The 13,771-nt window shown below is 40.3% G+C and carries 14 protein-coding genes; 4 read left to right on the top strand and 10 right to left on the bottom strand.

Features of this window, described 5'->3' with window-relative positions:
* Positions 1-81: 81 nt before the first annotated feature.
* The 3 genes from AC0KVP_RS08415 to AC0KVP_RS08405 all read right to left on the bottom strand — a co-directional run bounded on the left by AC0KVP_RS08415 (position 82) and on the right by AC0KVP_RS08405 (position 3,634).
* Positions 82-1,251, bottom strand: coding sequence for a fatty acid desaturase family protein (locus AC0KVP_RS08415; RefSeq protein WP_473340327.1), 1,170 nt, complete (start codon positions 1,249-1,251; stop codon positions 82-84).
* A gap of 12 nt (positions 1,252-1,263) precedes the next feature.
* Positions 1,264-2,292: a flavin reductase family protein gene (locus AC0KVP_RS08410; protein ID WP_473340325.1), complete on the bottom strand. Its 1,029-nt coding sequence runs from the start codon at positions 2,290-2,292 to the stop codon at positions 1,264-1,266.
* A 226-nt stretch (positions 2,293-2,518) separates the two neighbouring features.
* Positions 2,519-3,634, bottom strand: coding sequence for an S-(hydroxymethyl)glutathione dehydrogenase/class III alcohol dehydrogenase (locus tag AC0KVP_RS08405; RefSeq protein ID WP_087013053.1), 1,116 nt, complete (start codon positions 3,632-3,634; stop codon positions 2,519-2,521).
* Between the two features lie 118 nt (positions 3,635-3,752).
* Between AC0KVP_RS08405 and AC0KVP_RS08400 the strand changes: the two genes are divergently transcribed.
* Positions 3,753-5,306, top strand: a complete 1,554-nt coding sequence (locus AC0KVP_RS08400; protein ID WP_473340322.1) for a phospholipase D family protein — start codon at positions 3,753-3,755, stop codon at positions 5,304-5,306.
* A 257-nt stretch (positions 5,307-5,563) separates the two neighbouring features.
* Positions 5,564-6,001, top strand: coding sequence for a hypothetical protein (locus tag AC0KVP_RS08395; protein WP_473340320.1), 438 nt, complete (start codon positions 5,564-5,566; stop codon positions 5,999-6,001).
* 62 nt (positions 6,002-6,063) lie between these two features.
* Here the strand turns inward: AC0KVP_RS08395 and AC0KVP_RS08390 are convergent, their stop codons facing one another.
* The 7 genes from AC0KVP_RS08390 to AC0KVP_RS08360 form a co-directional block, all read right to left on the bottom strand.
* On the bottom strand, positions 6,064-6,657 hold the full coding sequence (locus AC0KVP_RS08390; protein WP_473340317.1) for a uracil-DNA glycosylase family protein: 594 nt from the start codon (positions 6,655-6,657) through the stop codon (positions 6,064-6,066).
* 30 nt (positions 6,658-6,687) lie between these two features.
* Complete coding sequence (locus AC0KVP_RS08385) at positions 6,688-7,398, bottom strand: SGNH/GDSL hydrolase family protein (RefSeq protein WP_473340314.1); 711 nt, start codon at positions 7,396-7,398, stop codon at positions 6,688-6,690.
* Between the two features lie 179 nt (positions 7,399-7,577).
* Entirely contained in the window at positions 7,578-7,901 is a 324-nt protein-coding gene (locus AC0KVP_RS08380) for a pyrimidine/purine nucleoside phosphorylase (protein ID WP_004693265.1), read from the bottom strand.
* A 151-nt stretch (positions 7,902-8,052) separates the two neighbouring features.
* Positions 8,053-8,796, bottom strand: coding sequence for an SDR family oxidoreductase (locus AC0KVP_RS08375; protein WP_005399526.1), 744 nt, complete (start codon positions 8,794-8,796; stop codon positions 8,053-8,055).
* Between the two features lie 15 nt (positions 8,797-8,811).
* Positions 8,812-9,510, bottom strand: coding sequence for a histidine phosphatase family protein (locus tag AC0KVP_RS08370; RefSeq protein WP_473340307.1), 699 nt, complete (start codon positions 9,508-9,510; stop codon positions 8,812-8,814).
* Positions 9,507-10,628 (bottom strand): phosphotransferase family protein, encoded by a 1,122-nt coding sequence (locus AC0KVP_RS08365; protein ID WP_473340305.1) that lies wholly within the window; start codon positions 10,626-10,628, stop codon positions 9,507-9,509. Before AC0KVP_RS08365 ends, AC0KVP_RS08370 begins: the two co-directional genes overlap by 4 nt.
* A 96-nt stretch (positions 10,629-10,724) precedes the next feature.
* Entirely contained in the window at positions 10,725-11,966 is a 1,242-nt protein-coding gene (locus tag AC0KVP_RS08360; protein ID WP_473340302.1) for an acyl-CoA dehydrogenase family protein, read from the bottom strand.
* Between the two features lie 94 nt (positions 11,967-12,060).
* On the opposite strand from AC0KVP_RS08360, the gene AC0KVP_RS08355 reads away from it, so the two are divergent.
* Both AC0KVP_RS08355 and AC0KVP_RS08350 read left to right on the top strand, forming a co-directional pair.
* Positions 12,061-12,978 (top strand): LysR family transcriptional regulator, encoded by a 918-nt coding sequence (locus AC0KVP_RS08355; RefSeq protein WP_184118525.1) that lies wholly within the window; start codon positions 12,061-12,063, stop codon positions 12,976-12,978.
* A 215-nt stretch (positions 12,979-13,193) separates the two neighbouring features.
* Positions 13,194-13,748, top strand: a complete 555-nt coding sequence (locus AC0KVP_RS08350) for a thermonuclease family protein (RefSeq protein WP_183173381.1) — start codon at positions 13,194-13,196, stop codon at positions 13,746-13,748.
* The last annotated feature ends 23 nt before the right edge of the window (positions 13,749-13,771 follow it).

Here is a 13,771-nt window from a genome sequence, read left to right as displayed (position 1 = left end):
CCTACTTTTGTGCAAAAAAAGCTGAAGCCTGATTGGTCAATATTATCCTATTAGGCTTCAGCTCTGGTACATGCTTGTGAGCTATGATTTAAAGATTTTTTTCTTCAATAAACTCAAATTGTGTTTCAGAAAAGACTGTGTAGGGTCACTTTTTTCATAACATTCATTTGGCAGCGAGTATTTAGCCAACTTCACCCAAACAGATGAAAACTGTTTGATAAAGCTCGCTTCATTGTAATGAATTCCATACTCTGCACACAGTGCTTTAATTTTGGGTGCGACTTGTGCGTAGCGATTGGCTGGCATGTCCGGGAAAAGATGATGTTCGATTTGATGACTCAAGTTCCCGCTTAAGATATGTAAGCCCTGTGTCCCACTAAAATTACTTGAGCCTCGAATTTGACGCAGATACCACTCGGCCCGTGTTTCATTGTCGATATTGTCCATTTCAAAGTTTTCAGCGTCTTCGGTAAAGTGACCATTAAAAATCACCGCAGATGCCCATAAACTACGAATAACATTGGCTACTGTATTTCCTGCAAAGACTGGCAGTGCATTTGGCCCAGCAATGATGGGGAAAAAGATATAGTCCTTAATCACTTGGCGTTTCATTTTCTGTCTAAAATCATATGACTCTACCCAAACCTCGCGCCAAGTTTTTGTTTTATAGGCCACCACATCTTCTATATGCAGATTTTGTATACCAACATACCACTCAAAAAACACCATCAATTGTGCAGCTAAAGGCAGATTCAACAAAAAGCGCGGTTCCCAGACCTGTGCATCGCTCACACGGACTAAGCCATAGCCGACATCATGGTCCATACCAACAATATTGGTGTAGGTATGGTGGATATAATTATGCGTATGTTTCCAGTCAGGGCCTGTGGCCATAGTATCCCAGTCATAATTTGCCCCATTGAGACTCGGGTCATTTAACCAGTCAAACTGACCATGCATGACATTATGCCCAAGCTCCATATTTTCTACGATTTTAGATACCCCCAATAAACTTGTGCCCAAGAGCCATACTGGAGGCAGCCATCCTGCAAACATGAGCATTGCACGTGCGCTTATTTCGCTATAACGCACAAAATTTCGGATTTTGTAAATATATTGAGCATCTTTTTCATTAAGACTTTCCATCACTTCACGACGGATCGCTTCAACTTTCGCACCAAACTCTTCGACTTGTGCAGGACTTAAATATTTGGATTTACTACTTTCACTAAAATAAACTGGAAGATTCATATCTATACCTTCTTAAAGGTTGATTACAACAGGACTGACGGCCTGTGAAATGCATAATTTAATTTGCGTGTTATTGTTTTGATCAAGCTCGCCTGTGAGCAGATTCCGCACCACACCTTGAACTTTGGTACATGAACAAGTATTACAAATGCCCATACGGCAGCCATGCGCGGGACGTAAACCCGCCTGTTCTGCACTGTCTAATAAATTACTTTGAGCTTGAAACTGTTGCTGCGAACGTTGAAACGTGACCACTTGAGCGCTCTGAGTGCGATCGATAACAATTTGAAAGTATTCGGTATGGAGATGGTCAACTAGGTCTAAAGCCTGATAAATTTCTGTCAGGCTTTGCATCATATTGGCAGCACCACAGGCATAGCATTCACGTTGTTCAAAACCTTCAATCTTTTGGCTAAGCAACTCTAGGCTCAAATGTTGTTTATGGGTCAATGTATTGAAATGGTGGTATTTAAACTGCGGATAATGTTCCGTCAGAAGTTGTAGTTCTGCATGAAAGCTATCATCCCGCGTAAAGTAAATTAAATCGATATTGGAAACTGTTTGTGGTTGTTTTAATGCAGCATTAATCAATGCGTAAATTGCGGTAATACCACTCCCCGAGGCAATCATCAATGCAGAGTGAGACTGACTTTTTAAAACAAATTCGCCCTGCGTTTGGGAAATTTCAACTATACTTTTTACAGACTGTTGAGTAAGTGCATTTGAGACTTTGCCCTGTTGTTTGACAGCAATCACAAGATTGCCATTTTCTATAATCTCGACAATCGAATAGCTGCGCTGCCAACGTACACCACCAATGAGCACCGTCACTAAAATGCTTTGCCCAGCTTGATAGTCAGTTGCTTTAAAATGATGATTTGGCTGTAACTGCATGTGCACGAAGTCATCTGACAAATGATGCTTTGCAACAATCCGCGCTTTGGCTTTTTTCCATGCCCATAGCGGATTTACTTTTTCAGCCAGAAAATCAATGAAATCTTCACGTACCCATTCAGGACGGTATTCAACATGCTTTCCCATAGTCACCCTCTGCTTTAGTTTATTTTTATACAAGTGTGCATTATTGAGCCATCAAGATAAGGTGAGAACCTATTTTCGACTATGTCATAAAGGGACAAAATCTAACGAATTGACATTTTTTATCATTTTTGTCTAACAACATGAACAGTTCTGCCAATTCATTTTTCTTCAAGCCAAAAACAAAAAACCAAGCCGAAGCTTGGTTTTTTAAACATATTACAGAAAATTAGTCTTCAAAATGAATCACTGTACGGATTGATTTTCCATCATGCATTAAGTCAAAGGCTTCATTGATTTTATCGAGACCCATGGTATGGGTGACAAATGGGGCTAAACGAATGTCACCAGTCATGGCTTCTTCAACCATACCTGGCAGTTGTGAACGACCTTTTACGCCCCCAAAAGCTGTCCCTTTCCAGGTACGGCCAGTGACCAGTTGAAATGGACGTGTTGAAATCTCTTGGCCTGCACCCGCCACGCCAATAATCACAGACTGTCCCCAACCACGGTGTGCACATTCAAGTGCTGAGCGCATGACATTAGTGTTACCAATACATTCAAATGAGTGATCAACCCCCCAACCCGTCATTTCAACAATGACTTCTTGTACAGGACGGTCATGGTCTTTTGGATTTACAAAATCAGTTGCTCCGAATTCTGCTGCTAATTTATATTTGTCAGGGTTCGTATCAACCGCAATAATACGGCTGGCTTTGGCTTTTTTTGCACCTTGTACAACAGCTAGACCAATACCACCTAAACCAAAGACTGCAACAGTATCACCCTCTTGTACTTTGGCTGTATTTTTGACTGCACCTAAACCAGTGGTCACGCCGCAACCCAATAGACAGACGTGTTCAGGGTTAGCATCTGGATTGATTTTAGCCAAAGACACTTCTGCGACAACGGTATATTCAGAAAATGTTGAACAGCCCATGTAGTGATAAATCGGTTGTCCATTATAAGAAAAACGCGTTGTACCATCGGGCATCAGACCTTTGCCCTGCGTAGCTCGAACTGCAACACATAGATTGGTCTTTCCTGACTGACAGAATAAACACTCGCCACACTCAGCCGTATACAGTGGAATAACATGATCACCTGGCTGAACGCTAGTTACGCCTTCACCGACCTGAACTACGATACCCGCACCTTCATGGCCTAAAACTGCTGGAAAAACACCTTCGGGATCATCACCAGATAGAGTAAATGCGTCGGTATGGCATACACCTGTATGGGTAATCTTGACTAAGACTTCACCTTTTTGCGGTGGAGCAACATCAATTTCTACAATTTCTAGAGGTTGTCCAGGTCCAAAGGCAACAGCTGCACGTGATTTCATTTTCGCTATCCTTAACAGGTCTTTAACAGATGCGCTACAGTAACCGCTTTTTATTCTCTGTTTCAACCTATAACATGTGAAATATATAACTTATAAAAATTAGGTCTTTAAAAGAAATATGGCGATACTAACTCATTGTCGACCGCTGATTTTGCTGAGCACCGTATTGACACTCGCGGGATGCCAACTCGCCCCCAATCAGGCTAAGCCTTCAGCCCCTGTAGGAGTATATGCAGAGCATTGGCTTGATGGTCAAGATGTATCTGCACAGCAAAAACAGGGTCTTACGGCTTATTTGACGCTAGACGAAGCGTTTATGAGCATTGCCTCACGTCTGCACTTGATCCGAGAAGCCAAGCATAGTCTAGATGTTCAATACTATATTTGGGGAGATGACTTTATAGGCCATATGATGTTGCATGAACTGTTAAATGCTGCAGATCGTGGTGTGAAAGTACGCTTATTGATTGATGACCAAAATGGTACTGCACTTGATGAAACCTTCAAAAAGCTAGCCGCTCATCCCAACTTTGAAATCAAATTGTTTAATCCTTACAAATACCGTCATTTACGTGTGATTGATTATGCTTTCCGCTTCAATCATATTAACCATCGTATGCATAACAAACTGATCATTGCTGATGGTGCAATTGCGGTAACTGGTGGTCGTAACATCAGCAGTGAATACTTTGATGCCAGTGAAAAATTCCAATTTACCGATTTGGACATTTTGTTTTATGGGCAAGCTGTAGAACATGCGAATAGCGTATTTCTAAATTTCTGGAATGATGATCTCAGTTATACAATTCCCCAATTGGTGGGTCGAGGAACAAAAGAAGAACTGGCTCAATTAAAACAGCACTATGAAGCGGATGCCTTAGATAAAAATGTGATTGAACAGAAAATTGATTTGGCTCGGATACAAGTCGATTCAGAACTAACTAAACATCCTGTTAACTGGGCAAAGGCTCATTTCATTGCCGATTCTCCCAATAAAATTCGCGGCGAAGCAAAGCCTGATGAAATCATTGTCAAACAAATGTTCGATTTGATGGGCAAGCCTGAAAAGCATATGGAGTTGGTCTCCGCATATTTTGTTCCAACCACAGCAGGTGCGGACTACCTTTCCAATTTAGCAAAAAATGGAACTCGAGTTCGGGTCTTAACCAATTCGTTATTGGCTAATGATGTTGCCATTGTGCATGCATTTTATAAAAAATATCGCCGTGGCTTACTCGAAAATGGCGTCAAATTATATGAATTTAAACCCTATATCGAACGAGAAAAATACACATGGTATGAAGTAGCAACTGGTCATGTGATTCCAGCTAAAGGTCGAAGTTCCTCACGGCTCCATGCCAAATTTTTTGATATAGATGGAAAAGTCTTTGTCGGTTCGTTTAACTTTGACCCGCGCTCAGCCCATTTAAATACAGAAGTAGGCTTAGTGGTAGAGTCAGATCAATTGCAAAATGCAATCTCACATAAGTTAGATGAATTTCTACCGCATATTGCATATGAGTTAAAACTTAATCCTCAAGGCGATATCATTTGGCTTGAACATCAAAAAAATGGCAGTGTCATTGAACATCAAAAAGAACCCGAAACTACAAAATTTCAGCGTTTCATGATGAAAGCCGTATCATGCCTACCAATTGAATGGATGATGTAATTACAGGTGAATGACGTTATCCATATTCCCTAATGTATGATAGCTTTCTGTTTAGGCTGAGTTGTTTTTTTAAGGCTCAGCTTAAAAATGCTTTATCTATTGCTATTCTTAATAAACACCGTTGAATATAAGACTTAAAACAGAATAATTAGATCTGATACCTAACTTCATTCAAGGGCTTGAAAGGTTTTACTCAGTACACACTTTGATTTAACATGCAGCCCTTCTTTTTTATCTCTCCTCTATAAAGTTTAGTAATGCAATTTTTTGATTTAAGTCGTCAGTTTAATCTCAGCAATATTTTAACCCCCTACAAAACACTAGAAGATCTTGCTCGACAAGAATGGTTTCTAAGTAAAGTGCGTGTTGAACATGACTGCTTGAGTGACAGTGACATGGTTGAAGGGCAAGTCGTTTTAAAATCCAATCAAAATATCCAAATTGAACTGGAGTGGCTGATCCAAGATACAGGCCATGAACTTTTGGTTCAGTTTAAAGGGATCGAAACAGCTGCAAGCGAAGAGACTTTTGTTTTGGTTAAAGGTGCACAATTGATCGATGAATCGCTACAGCCACTTTCGGCAGGTGCACTCAGTCTATGGATTGATGGAACATTATTTCCTATGCTGCCACAACTACGTAAACAGATTAAAGTACGGCTTAATCTCTGGGACTATGTTGAGTACGAAGGCTAAAGCAGACCAACTATCTACAAATGGCTGGAACATTCAGTCATGTGGATAATCCAAATAGTTACCTAAAGTAAGCCTATTTCAGAAAATAAGTTGTAATAAGCTTCGGCTTTTTTCTCTAAAGCTAAAGGATAGGCACGAGAAGAAGATGGCATCCGATAAAGCATCAGGTCTCGCCCAGCAAAATGTGTCTCGGACTTCATGCCAATTTGTGGTTTTAACGTACCTGTAGGCATAGACAGCATAAGCGTATCAGTGGCTTTATCGCCAGTGGTCATCACACTATGACATTCGGGCATTTTTTCAAGTAAATGTTGCACATTGGTTGGGTTAATAATGTGCAAAAACTTATCTGAAGCATTGCCTTTTTGGCGAATCACTTCATAGGCCGTATCAAAAATCGCAATGCCCCGTTCATTTAAAAATGTACGGATCTGTTGTTCTTTAAATGTCTTCTGCTCGATATTGAGAAAATAATTTTTATCTTGGAAAAAACACAAGCCAAATATTTTCCACATATCATTTTGAAAATTTGGATAGTAAAAGTCCATTTTCCAGCGGGCCTTGGGCGGTGGAAAGCTGCCCAGCATCAATAATTTGGCATTAGATGGCAGGAACGGTTCAAGTGGATGTTTTTCAATTTCAACTGAATGTGTCATAAGCTATAAAAAATTTGTCTTTATTGCATTTTAAAAAGATTGGCGTATTTTTTCAGCCACTTGTTTACCCCAATACTGATAAATTTCTTTGCTGGGGTGGAAACCGTCTTTGGCCATAGCTAAGTTTAAAGCCAAAAACTTCTTTAGATCGTACTCTATCCACTCCATCTGATTTTGCTGTGCGACAAATTGGCCTAATTCTAAGTTCATCGCTTTAGCATATTGACCGAACAACCATGCAAGTGGGTTTGGAAGTGCGGGAAACTGATCCATCGGGGGGACACCAGATGCAATCGTTAGTTGTGGACTAAACTTATGTTTGAGTATGTGATAAAGCTGCTTCTGTTTTGCGATCCAAGCCTGCGGCGATGTGAATTTTGTAATGTCATTTACGCCCACAGAAGTAATGATGACATCAAAATGCTGTGTCTCAAGCGTTTGGATGGACTGAATGACCTGATCTGTGGTGAATCCCGTCGTTGCGTGTAAATAAAATTGAATACTAAATTCAGATGACAGTTCTTTTAAAATTGAACCCAATAACGCATCATCTTGAGCATTTACACCGACACCTGCCGCTGCTGAATCCCCCAAAATGAGCAAAGCAAGCGACTTACCCACGCCCTTTTGTCCAATGCGCTCTCCTTCAGGTTCAGCCAATCTTGGTGTATTTTTTTTGACGGCATAACCTTGAAAAAGAATGACTGGAATCAAAGCCAGCGTATAAATTTTTAATCGCATATTCAGTGACTGGGTCTAAGCTAGCTGAGAGATGAAAATAGTATACGTTGAATTGCGTCTATACACTGACTTAAATAGTCTTCAGAAATATTGCTTCAAAGTTAATGATAAAAAATACATATAATCATAAAGTTACAAGAGTTAATGTTATTCTAGCCATTTTAAGTCTTTGTCTTCGGCTATTTTTCCAAGTGACAAATATAATCTACGACTTCACTTGCCATCATACTAAAGCGGCTGTTGGCAGGAACATCAAAACTTTCACCTGCATGATATAGCCTCATTTCAGTCTGTAGCCCAATTTTAACTTGGCATTGACCTGAAACAATTTCAATATGCTCCGCGACATGCGTTTCAAAAGTCAGTGGTTGATCTGTAGGCAAAATAACGCCAAGGGTCTTTTGTGAACCATCTTCACATTGAATAACATGGCTAATTGAGCGCCCACCAAAATGGACATTGGGCTTTTTTCTAACTGAAACAAAGTCGAATTGTGTGGACATCTTAATCACCTTTTTCTTCAATGCTACCTCGGTTTTGTGACCAACTCATGAATGCACTCAAATGATCATCTGGAAATAGCAACATATGTTTAGAAGGCACTCACATAGTTAAAAATAAAAAGGCTGATTGATAGCCTTTTTATTTCAATCATTAGCCCAGTTTATTGACCAATTTCAGCGGTAAAATTTTCATTGCTAAACCTAGTGGTAACCACGGCCATTTAGGGACATAGGCTTTTACAGGGGCTTTTTCAATTTCTGCTGCCAACAGTCGTGAACCTGTTTTTTCATCCACTTCAAAAGGTAGTGGTTTTGCACCCTCATTGATTTCTGTACGAATATAGCCAGGGAAAATCGTGGTAACTTTGATTGGGGTATTAAGAAGTTCTGCACGAATACCTTCGGCCAAATGTGCAACGCCCGCTTTACTTGCACCGTACGCTGTCAAATGTTTTGGCATCCCGCGAACTGCACTCATAGAAGAGATAACAACCAAATGTCCTGCATTTTGTTCACGGAAAATTTCGACTGCGGCTTCACACTGCGCTAGAGCCGAAATAAAGTTGGTTTCAACTGTAGCTTTATTAATCGCAAAACTGCCTTTGCCAATTCGACGCCCATCTCCAATTCCAGCATTCACAATCACACGGTCTAAATGACCAAACTCTTGTTTAAATGCACGAAAGACTTCAAACACTTGATCGTAATTGGTCACATCTAAAACTTTAGGGATGACTTTTATTCCGTACTTGCTCTCAAGTTCCTGTTTTAGGCTTTCGAGGCGATCTAAGCGTCGTGCACAAATTGCCAAATTATAGCCTTTTTGTGCAAATTCGCGCGCCATACCTGCACCAATGCCAGAACTTGCCCCTGTAATTAAAATTGTTTTAGCCATGTCTTAATCCTGTCCTTAGATCCATGTCAGTAAGTTTGAGTTTTCGGCTTTAATAAAATGATGTTCATTTAGACTTAAAAGCTGAGGTTCATTCCCCACCAGTCGTAATGTGGTCATACTACTGTTGGCAATGGCCCAATTAAGCGCAAAGGTTTTATTTGGACTTAAACCCAAGAGTTTGCCTGCAACCACTGAAATCACACCGCCTGAAGTAAATACCACAGCATAACGCGGTTTGCTTTGAGCCAGTTCATCACACAAATCTTGTAAAGCACTTTCAATTCGGCTTTTAAATTCAGGCCATGATTCATCGTATTCATGGTGATAATCTCCACCTGTCCAGCGTTCAATTGCCCCTTCAAATATCTTGGCCAAATATGCACGTGGATTGGATTCTTTAGCCACATCAGCTTTGAGTAAATGTGGCTCATTAAAACGCGGTTCGTAATGAGCAAAGACTTGCTGATGATTGAACTCATTCCATGCAGAATTTGTTAAGACATTTACTTCAGGAAAGCACTCAGCCAAAGAAATACATGCCGTTTGCTGATGCCGCTGCATGGAGCCTGACACCACCACAGGCGCTTCTTTTAAGATCTGATCAAAATATTGACCCAAAATTTTGGCTTGGAGTTCACCATTGGGAGAAAGTTGATCATAACTTTCTGCACCAAAAGATGCTTGCCCGTGGCGAATGAAATAAATAGTGGTCATTTGCCTAATATTTCCTTCATTTTAACAATGTATTTTTGAGCAACTTCATTGGCTTCAATTTTCTGCAAACCAATCAATTTAAGTGCGCGAATATGGAGAGCATGAATTAAAATCCAAAAATCTTTGAAGGCAGGGTTATTGGTCTGTTTATGGTGATAGCGATAATAAATTTGCTGGGCAATCACGGCTAAACGGAAAATACCAAAGACTTCATAAAAGGTCCAATTCTCTACTTCTAAACCCGTTTTTTCTAAATAATAATCGACCACTTCTTTACGTGTGAACATGCCTTTAAGATTTGTCGGTTGGCGACGTGTCGCTTTAAAGAGTGCACTATCCGACTCTTCAACCCAATATGCCAAAGCCGAACCTAAGTCCATGAGTGGATCGCCAAGCGTTGCCATTTCCCAATCTAAAACGCCAATAATTTGCGTCGGATGATTCGGATCTAAAATGACATTATCAAAACGCCAATCGTTATGAATCACACAGGTTTTTGAGTCTGCTGGAATGTTATCCTTCAACCACTTTCGCACATATTTAAATGAAGGGACATTAATGGTTTTGGCTTTTTCAAAACGAGCGTCCCAACCTTCCACTTGACGACGGCAGTAACCATCACCTTTACCAAGGTTCTCAAGTTCTGTGCCTTGGTATGGGACTTGATGAAGTTCGATCAGTTTATCAATCACATTGATACACAACTCACGAACTTGGGCTTCTTTAAAATCTAGCTCTCTCGGTAAATTGGCACGTGGAATAATGCCTTCTACACGTTTCATCACGTAGAAGTCACAGCCAAGAACAGTTTCGTCCTGACACAATGCAACCATTTCGGGAAGTACAGGATAAAAAGGGGTTAAATTCTTTTGCACTCGATATTCACGTGCCATGTCATGTGCAGATTTAGCTTTGGTACCTTTGGGTGGGCGGCGTAGAATTAGATCGACATTGTCGTATTTCAATCTATACGTCCAGTTAGATGCACCGCCTGAATATTGCGTGACTTCAACCTGCCCTTGTAGATCGACACCTTGTGCTTTGAGCCAGTTTTCTACGGCTACAGCATCCAGTTCTTCACCCGCCCGAACTGTTCCACCTACATCAATCGCTGACATTCTTTTTTCCCAAACTATCAATCTTTTCTTTATAACTTAGAAGATCATCTATTCTTATTTCAACACGATGAATTAAAGAGATGATCTTCTCCTCTATTATTTTTTACGACGCGTACTATAGCCGCGTTTTGCCAGTTCTAATTTTGCAATCATGCCTTTATGGACTTCATCTGGTCCATCGGCCAAACGCAGTGAACGTGCTTGAGCGAAGAAACCTGTCAAAGGTGTATCACGCGACACACCTGCTCCGCCGTGAATTTGAATCGCCATATCGACCACTTTTTCAAGCACACTTGGCGCAACAACTTTAATGGCAGAGATTTCAGTTAACGCTGCCATATTCCCTAAAGTATCCATTTTATACGCAGCATACAAGGTTAATAAACGTGCTTGATCAATTGCAACACGTGCATCAGCCACGCGCTCTAGGTTTCCACCTAATTTTAAAATTTCTTTGCCAAATGCAGTACGACTCATACCACGATCGATCATCAACTCTAAAGATTTTTCCGCAGCACCAATACAGCGCATACAGTGATGAATACGACCCGGGCCTAAACGACCTTGGGCAATTTCAAAACCTTGACCTGAACCACCAATAAAGTTGGAAACAGGAACACGAACATTACTAAAGCTAATTTCGCCGTGACCATGTGGTGCATCGTAGTCACCAAAGACTGGTAACATTCGTTCTATTTTGACTCCAGCCGTTTCAACAGGTACTAGAACCATCGAGTGTTGATGATGACGATCTTTGGTTTCATCTGGTGTATGTGCCATAAAAATAATAATTTTGGCATTGGGGTCGCCTAAGCCTGAAGACCACCATTTACGGCCATTTAGCACAATTTCATCGCCTTCGATCACGGCTGTTGCTTGCATATTGGTCGCATCGGATGAAGCAACAGCTGGTTCTGTCATGCAGAAAACAGAGCGAATTTTTCCATCTAAAAGCTGCGTAAGCCACTCTTGCTTTTGAGCTTCAGAGCCATAACGCCACAATACTTCCATATTGCCACTGTCAGGCGCATTACAGTTAAACACGGTCGGCGCAATGAGACTCCGACCTGTAAGTTCTGCAATATGAGCATACTCTTGAACCGATAGACCTTGACCCAATTCAGGACAAGGCAAAAACATATTCCATAAACCCGCAGCTTTTGCTTTGGCTTTTAAGCCTTCAAGTTGTGCGGGCCACTGCCATTTGGTCCAGTCACCACCTTGGTTCAGTTCATGTACCTCATGCCAAAAGTCGGTTTCGATCGGCTCAATTTCGTTTTGAATAAATTGTTTGGTACGTTCTACATAATCTTGAGCACGTGCTGAAAGTTCAAACATGGCTGCTTCCTTCGATCTATTTTGATATTTTCGCTTTACATCAACATAACCTGAAAACTAATATGAACAAAATGATTTTATTTTATATATTAGCATGAACAGTATTCATAGTAAGTCACCCATTGATATGGGGCTTTTTCATCGCATCGATATCAATTTATACCCGCTTTTTATTGCAATTTATGAGCAAAAAAGTATTTCTAAAGCAGCTCAAATCTTGTCGATTACGCAGTCTGCTGCCAGTCATGCCTTGCAGCGTCTACGCAGCCATTTAAAAGACGATCTTTTCGTTCGTTCAGGCAGTCAAATGTTACCGACACCTTTTGCAGAACAAAATTACCTGATTATTAAAAATGCTTTAATTGCAATTCAAAGTATTTCCATGCAGCAGCAAAGCTTCGACCCGAACATGGTTCAAAGCCTAAAAATTGCGATTCATGATGAAATCGAACCGATTGTTTTCCCAAAGTTAGTCGCTCACTTTCAGAAACTTGGATTAAGTATTCAGTTTATGAGTAGTAAGCTGGACCGTAAAACAGTAGATGCTGATTTAGTTTCTCAACAAATTGATTTTGTGATTGATTTGGAACAAAACTTTGGCGATAAAATTCAATTTGAGAGCTTGGTCAAAGACCAGTTTGTGGCTTGTACTCAGCTCCAGCAAATCAATGCTGAATTGTATTTGGCTGCACCGCATATTGGTGTGTCTTCGCGGCGTACTGGTGTTTTGGTTGAGGATGTTCATTTAAATCGTAAGCAACTGTCTAGGCAGGTTTTTTTGCGTTGTCAGCACTATTCCACTGCGCTACAAATTTTAGAGCAATATCCAAATGCAATTTTAACGATTCCTCAAAATATTTTGAGCCATTTGCATGTTTCCCCTCTACTCAATATTTTTGATGTTCCTGTGAAACTGCCGCAAATGAATATTGGAATTTATTGGCATAAAAATTTAATGGAAAATAAAAGACATCTTTTCTTAAGGAGTGAAATTTATAAAATTTTTGCTTAGGCTATTTTGATATCTCATAAATTTGCTTAGGCTATTTCTAAATAAACTAGCTATTTACTTTTTTATTTCGCTAAAACTTTGTTCCTGTTTACTTGTTTAATTAAACATCTATTTTGTTATGAAAAATAAACACTTGAGATCACTTAAAGCATTTTAAATAGTGTATCTGCCATACAATGGCTTTTTTGATATTTTTATTGTCCATTGCTCCCTCTATGTTTGATCACCTGCCCAATAGCTGGCTCATCGGTATTGGCTTCGCCCTTTGCCTGATACTGGTATTTACTTTTTATAAAATACAAAATGCTCTCAGCCAATTTCTCCATCCCTTTAAAAAAGGTAAAACCTATTGGTGCCGAATTACAGCTATAAGTGATGGTGATACACTAACATGCTATCGGTTTAACTTTCGACGCTCTGAAACCAAATTACGCTTTGCCTATATTGATGCGCCTGAGTCGACTCAAAGCTATGGGCCTGAGTCCAAACGCTTAATCAAAAAAATGGTTTATCGGAAAGTGGTTCGTGTTCGCATTACAGACATTGACCGTTATGGTCGCTGTGTAGGTGAAATCTATCGTTTTCGGAGAAGTATGAATGAGGAGATGGTCAAACGTGGTGCGGCATGGGTCTATGAGGACTATATTAAAGATAAAAAGCATTTGAAACATATGAATGCTTTACAAAGTCATGCGAAAAAGCACAAGAAAGGTTTATGGCGCGGCACCCGCCCTATTCGCCCGAGTGACTACCGCAAAATGAAGAAGTAGTCGATCTGTAAAGACTAAGTCTA

This window comes from Acinetobacter sp. DL27 (assembly GCF_055810995.1).
The sequence above is the reverse complement of the archived record's forward strand: the minus strand, read 5'-3'. Positions and strand labels throughout refer to the sequence as shown.

Coding starts and splice junctions, on each gene's coding strand:
- AC0KVP_RS08415 (WP_473340327.1), bottom strand. CDS start 1,251: ATGAATCTTCCAGTTTATTTTAGTGAAAGTAGTAAATCCAAATATTTA.
- AC0KVP_RS08410 (WP_473340325.1), bottom strand. CDS start 2,292: ATGGGAAAGCATGTTGAATACCGTCCTGAATGGGTACGTGAAGATTTC.
- AC0KVP_RS08405 (WP_087013053.1), bottom strand. CDS start 3,634: ATGAAATCACGTGCAGCTGTTGCCTTTGGACCTGGACAACCTCTAGAA.
- AC0KVP_RS08400 (WP_473340322.1), top strand. CDS start 3,753: ATGGCGATACTAACTCATTGTCGACCGCTGATTTTGCTGAGCACCGTA.
- AC0KVP_RS08395 (WP_473340320.1), top strand. CDS start 5,564: ATGCAATTTTTTGATTTAAGTCGTCAGTTTAATCTCAGCAATATTTTA.
- AC0KVP_RS08390 (WP_473340317.1), bottom strand. CDS start 6,657: ATGACACATTCAGTTGAAATTGAAAAACATCCACTTGAACCGTTCCTG.
- AC0KVP_RS08385 (WP_473340314.1), bottom strand. CDS start 7,398: ATGCGATTAAAAATTTATACGCTGGCTTTGATTCCAGTCATTCTTTTT.
- AC0KVP_RS08380 (WP_004693265.1), bottom strand. CDS start 7,901: ATGTCCACACAATTCGACTTTGTTTCAGTTAGAAAAAAGCCCAATGTC.
- AC0KVP_RS08375 (WP_005399526.1), bottom strand. CDS start 8,796: ATGGCTAAAACAATTTTAATTACAGGGGCAAGTTCTGGCATTGGTGCA.
- AC0KVP_RS08370 (WP_473340307.1), bottom strand. CDS start 9,510: ATGACCACTATTTATTTCATTCGCCACGGGCAAGCATCTTTTGGTGCA.
- AC0KVP_RS08365 (WP_473340305.1), bottom strand. CDS start 10,628: ATGTCAGCGATTGATGTAGGTGGAACAGTTCGGGCGGGTGAAGAACTG.
- AC0KVP_RS08360 (WP_473340302.1), bottom strand. CDS start 11,966: ATGTTTGAACTTTCAGCACGTGCTCAAGATTATGTAGAACGTACCAAA.
- AC0KVP_RS08355 (WP_184118525.1), top strand. CDS start 12,061: ATGAACAGTATTCATAGTAAGTCACCCATTGATATGGGGCTTTTTCAT.
- AC0KVP_RS08350 (WP_183173381.1), top strand. CDS start 13,194: ATGTTTGATCACCTGCCCAATAGCTGGCTCATCGGTATTGGCTTCGCC.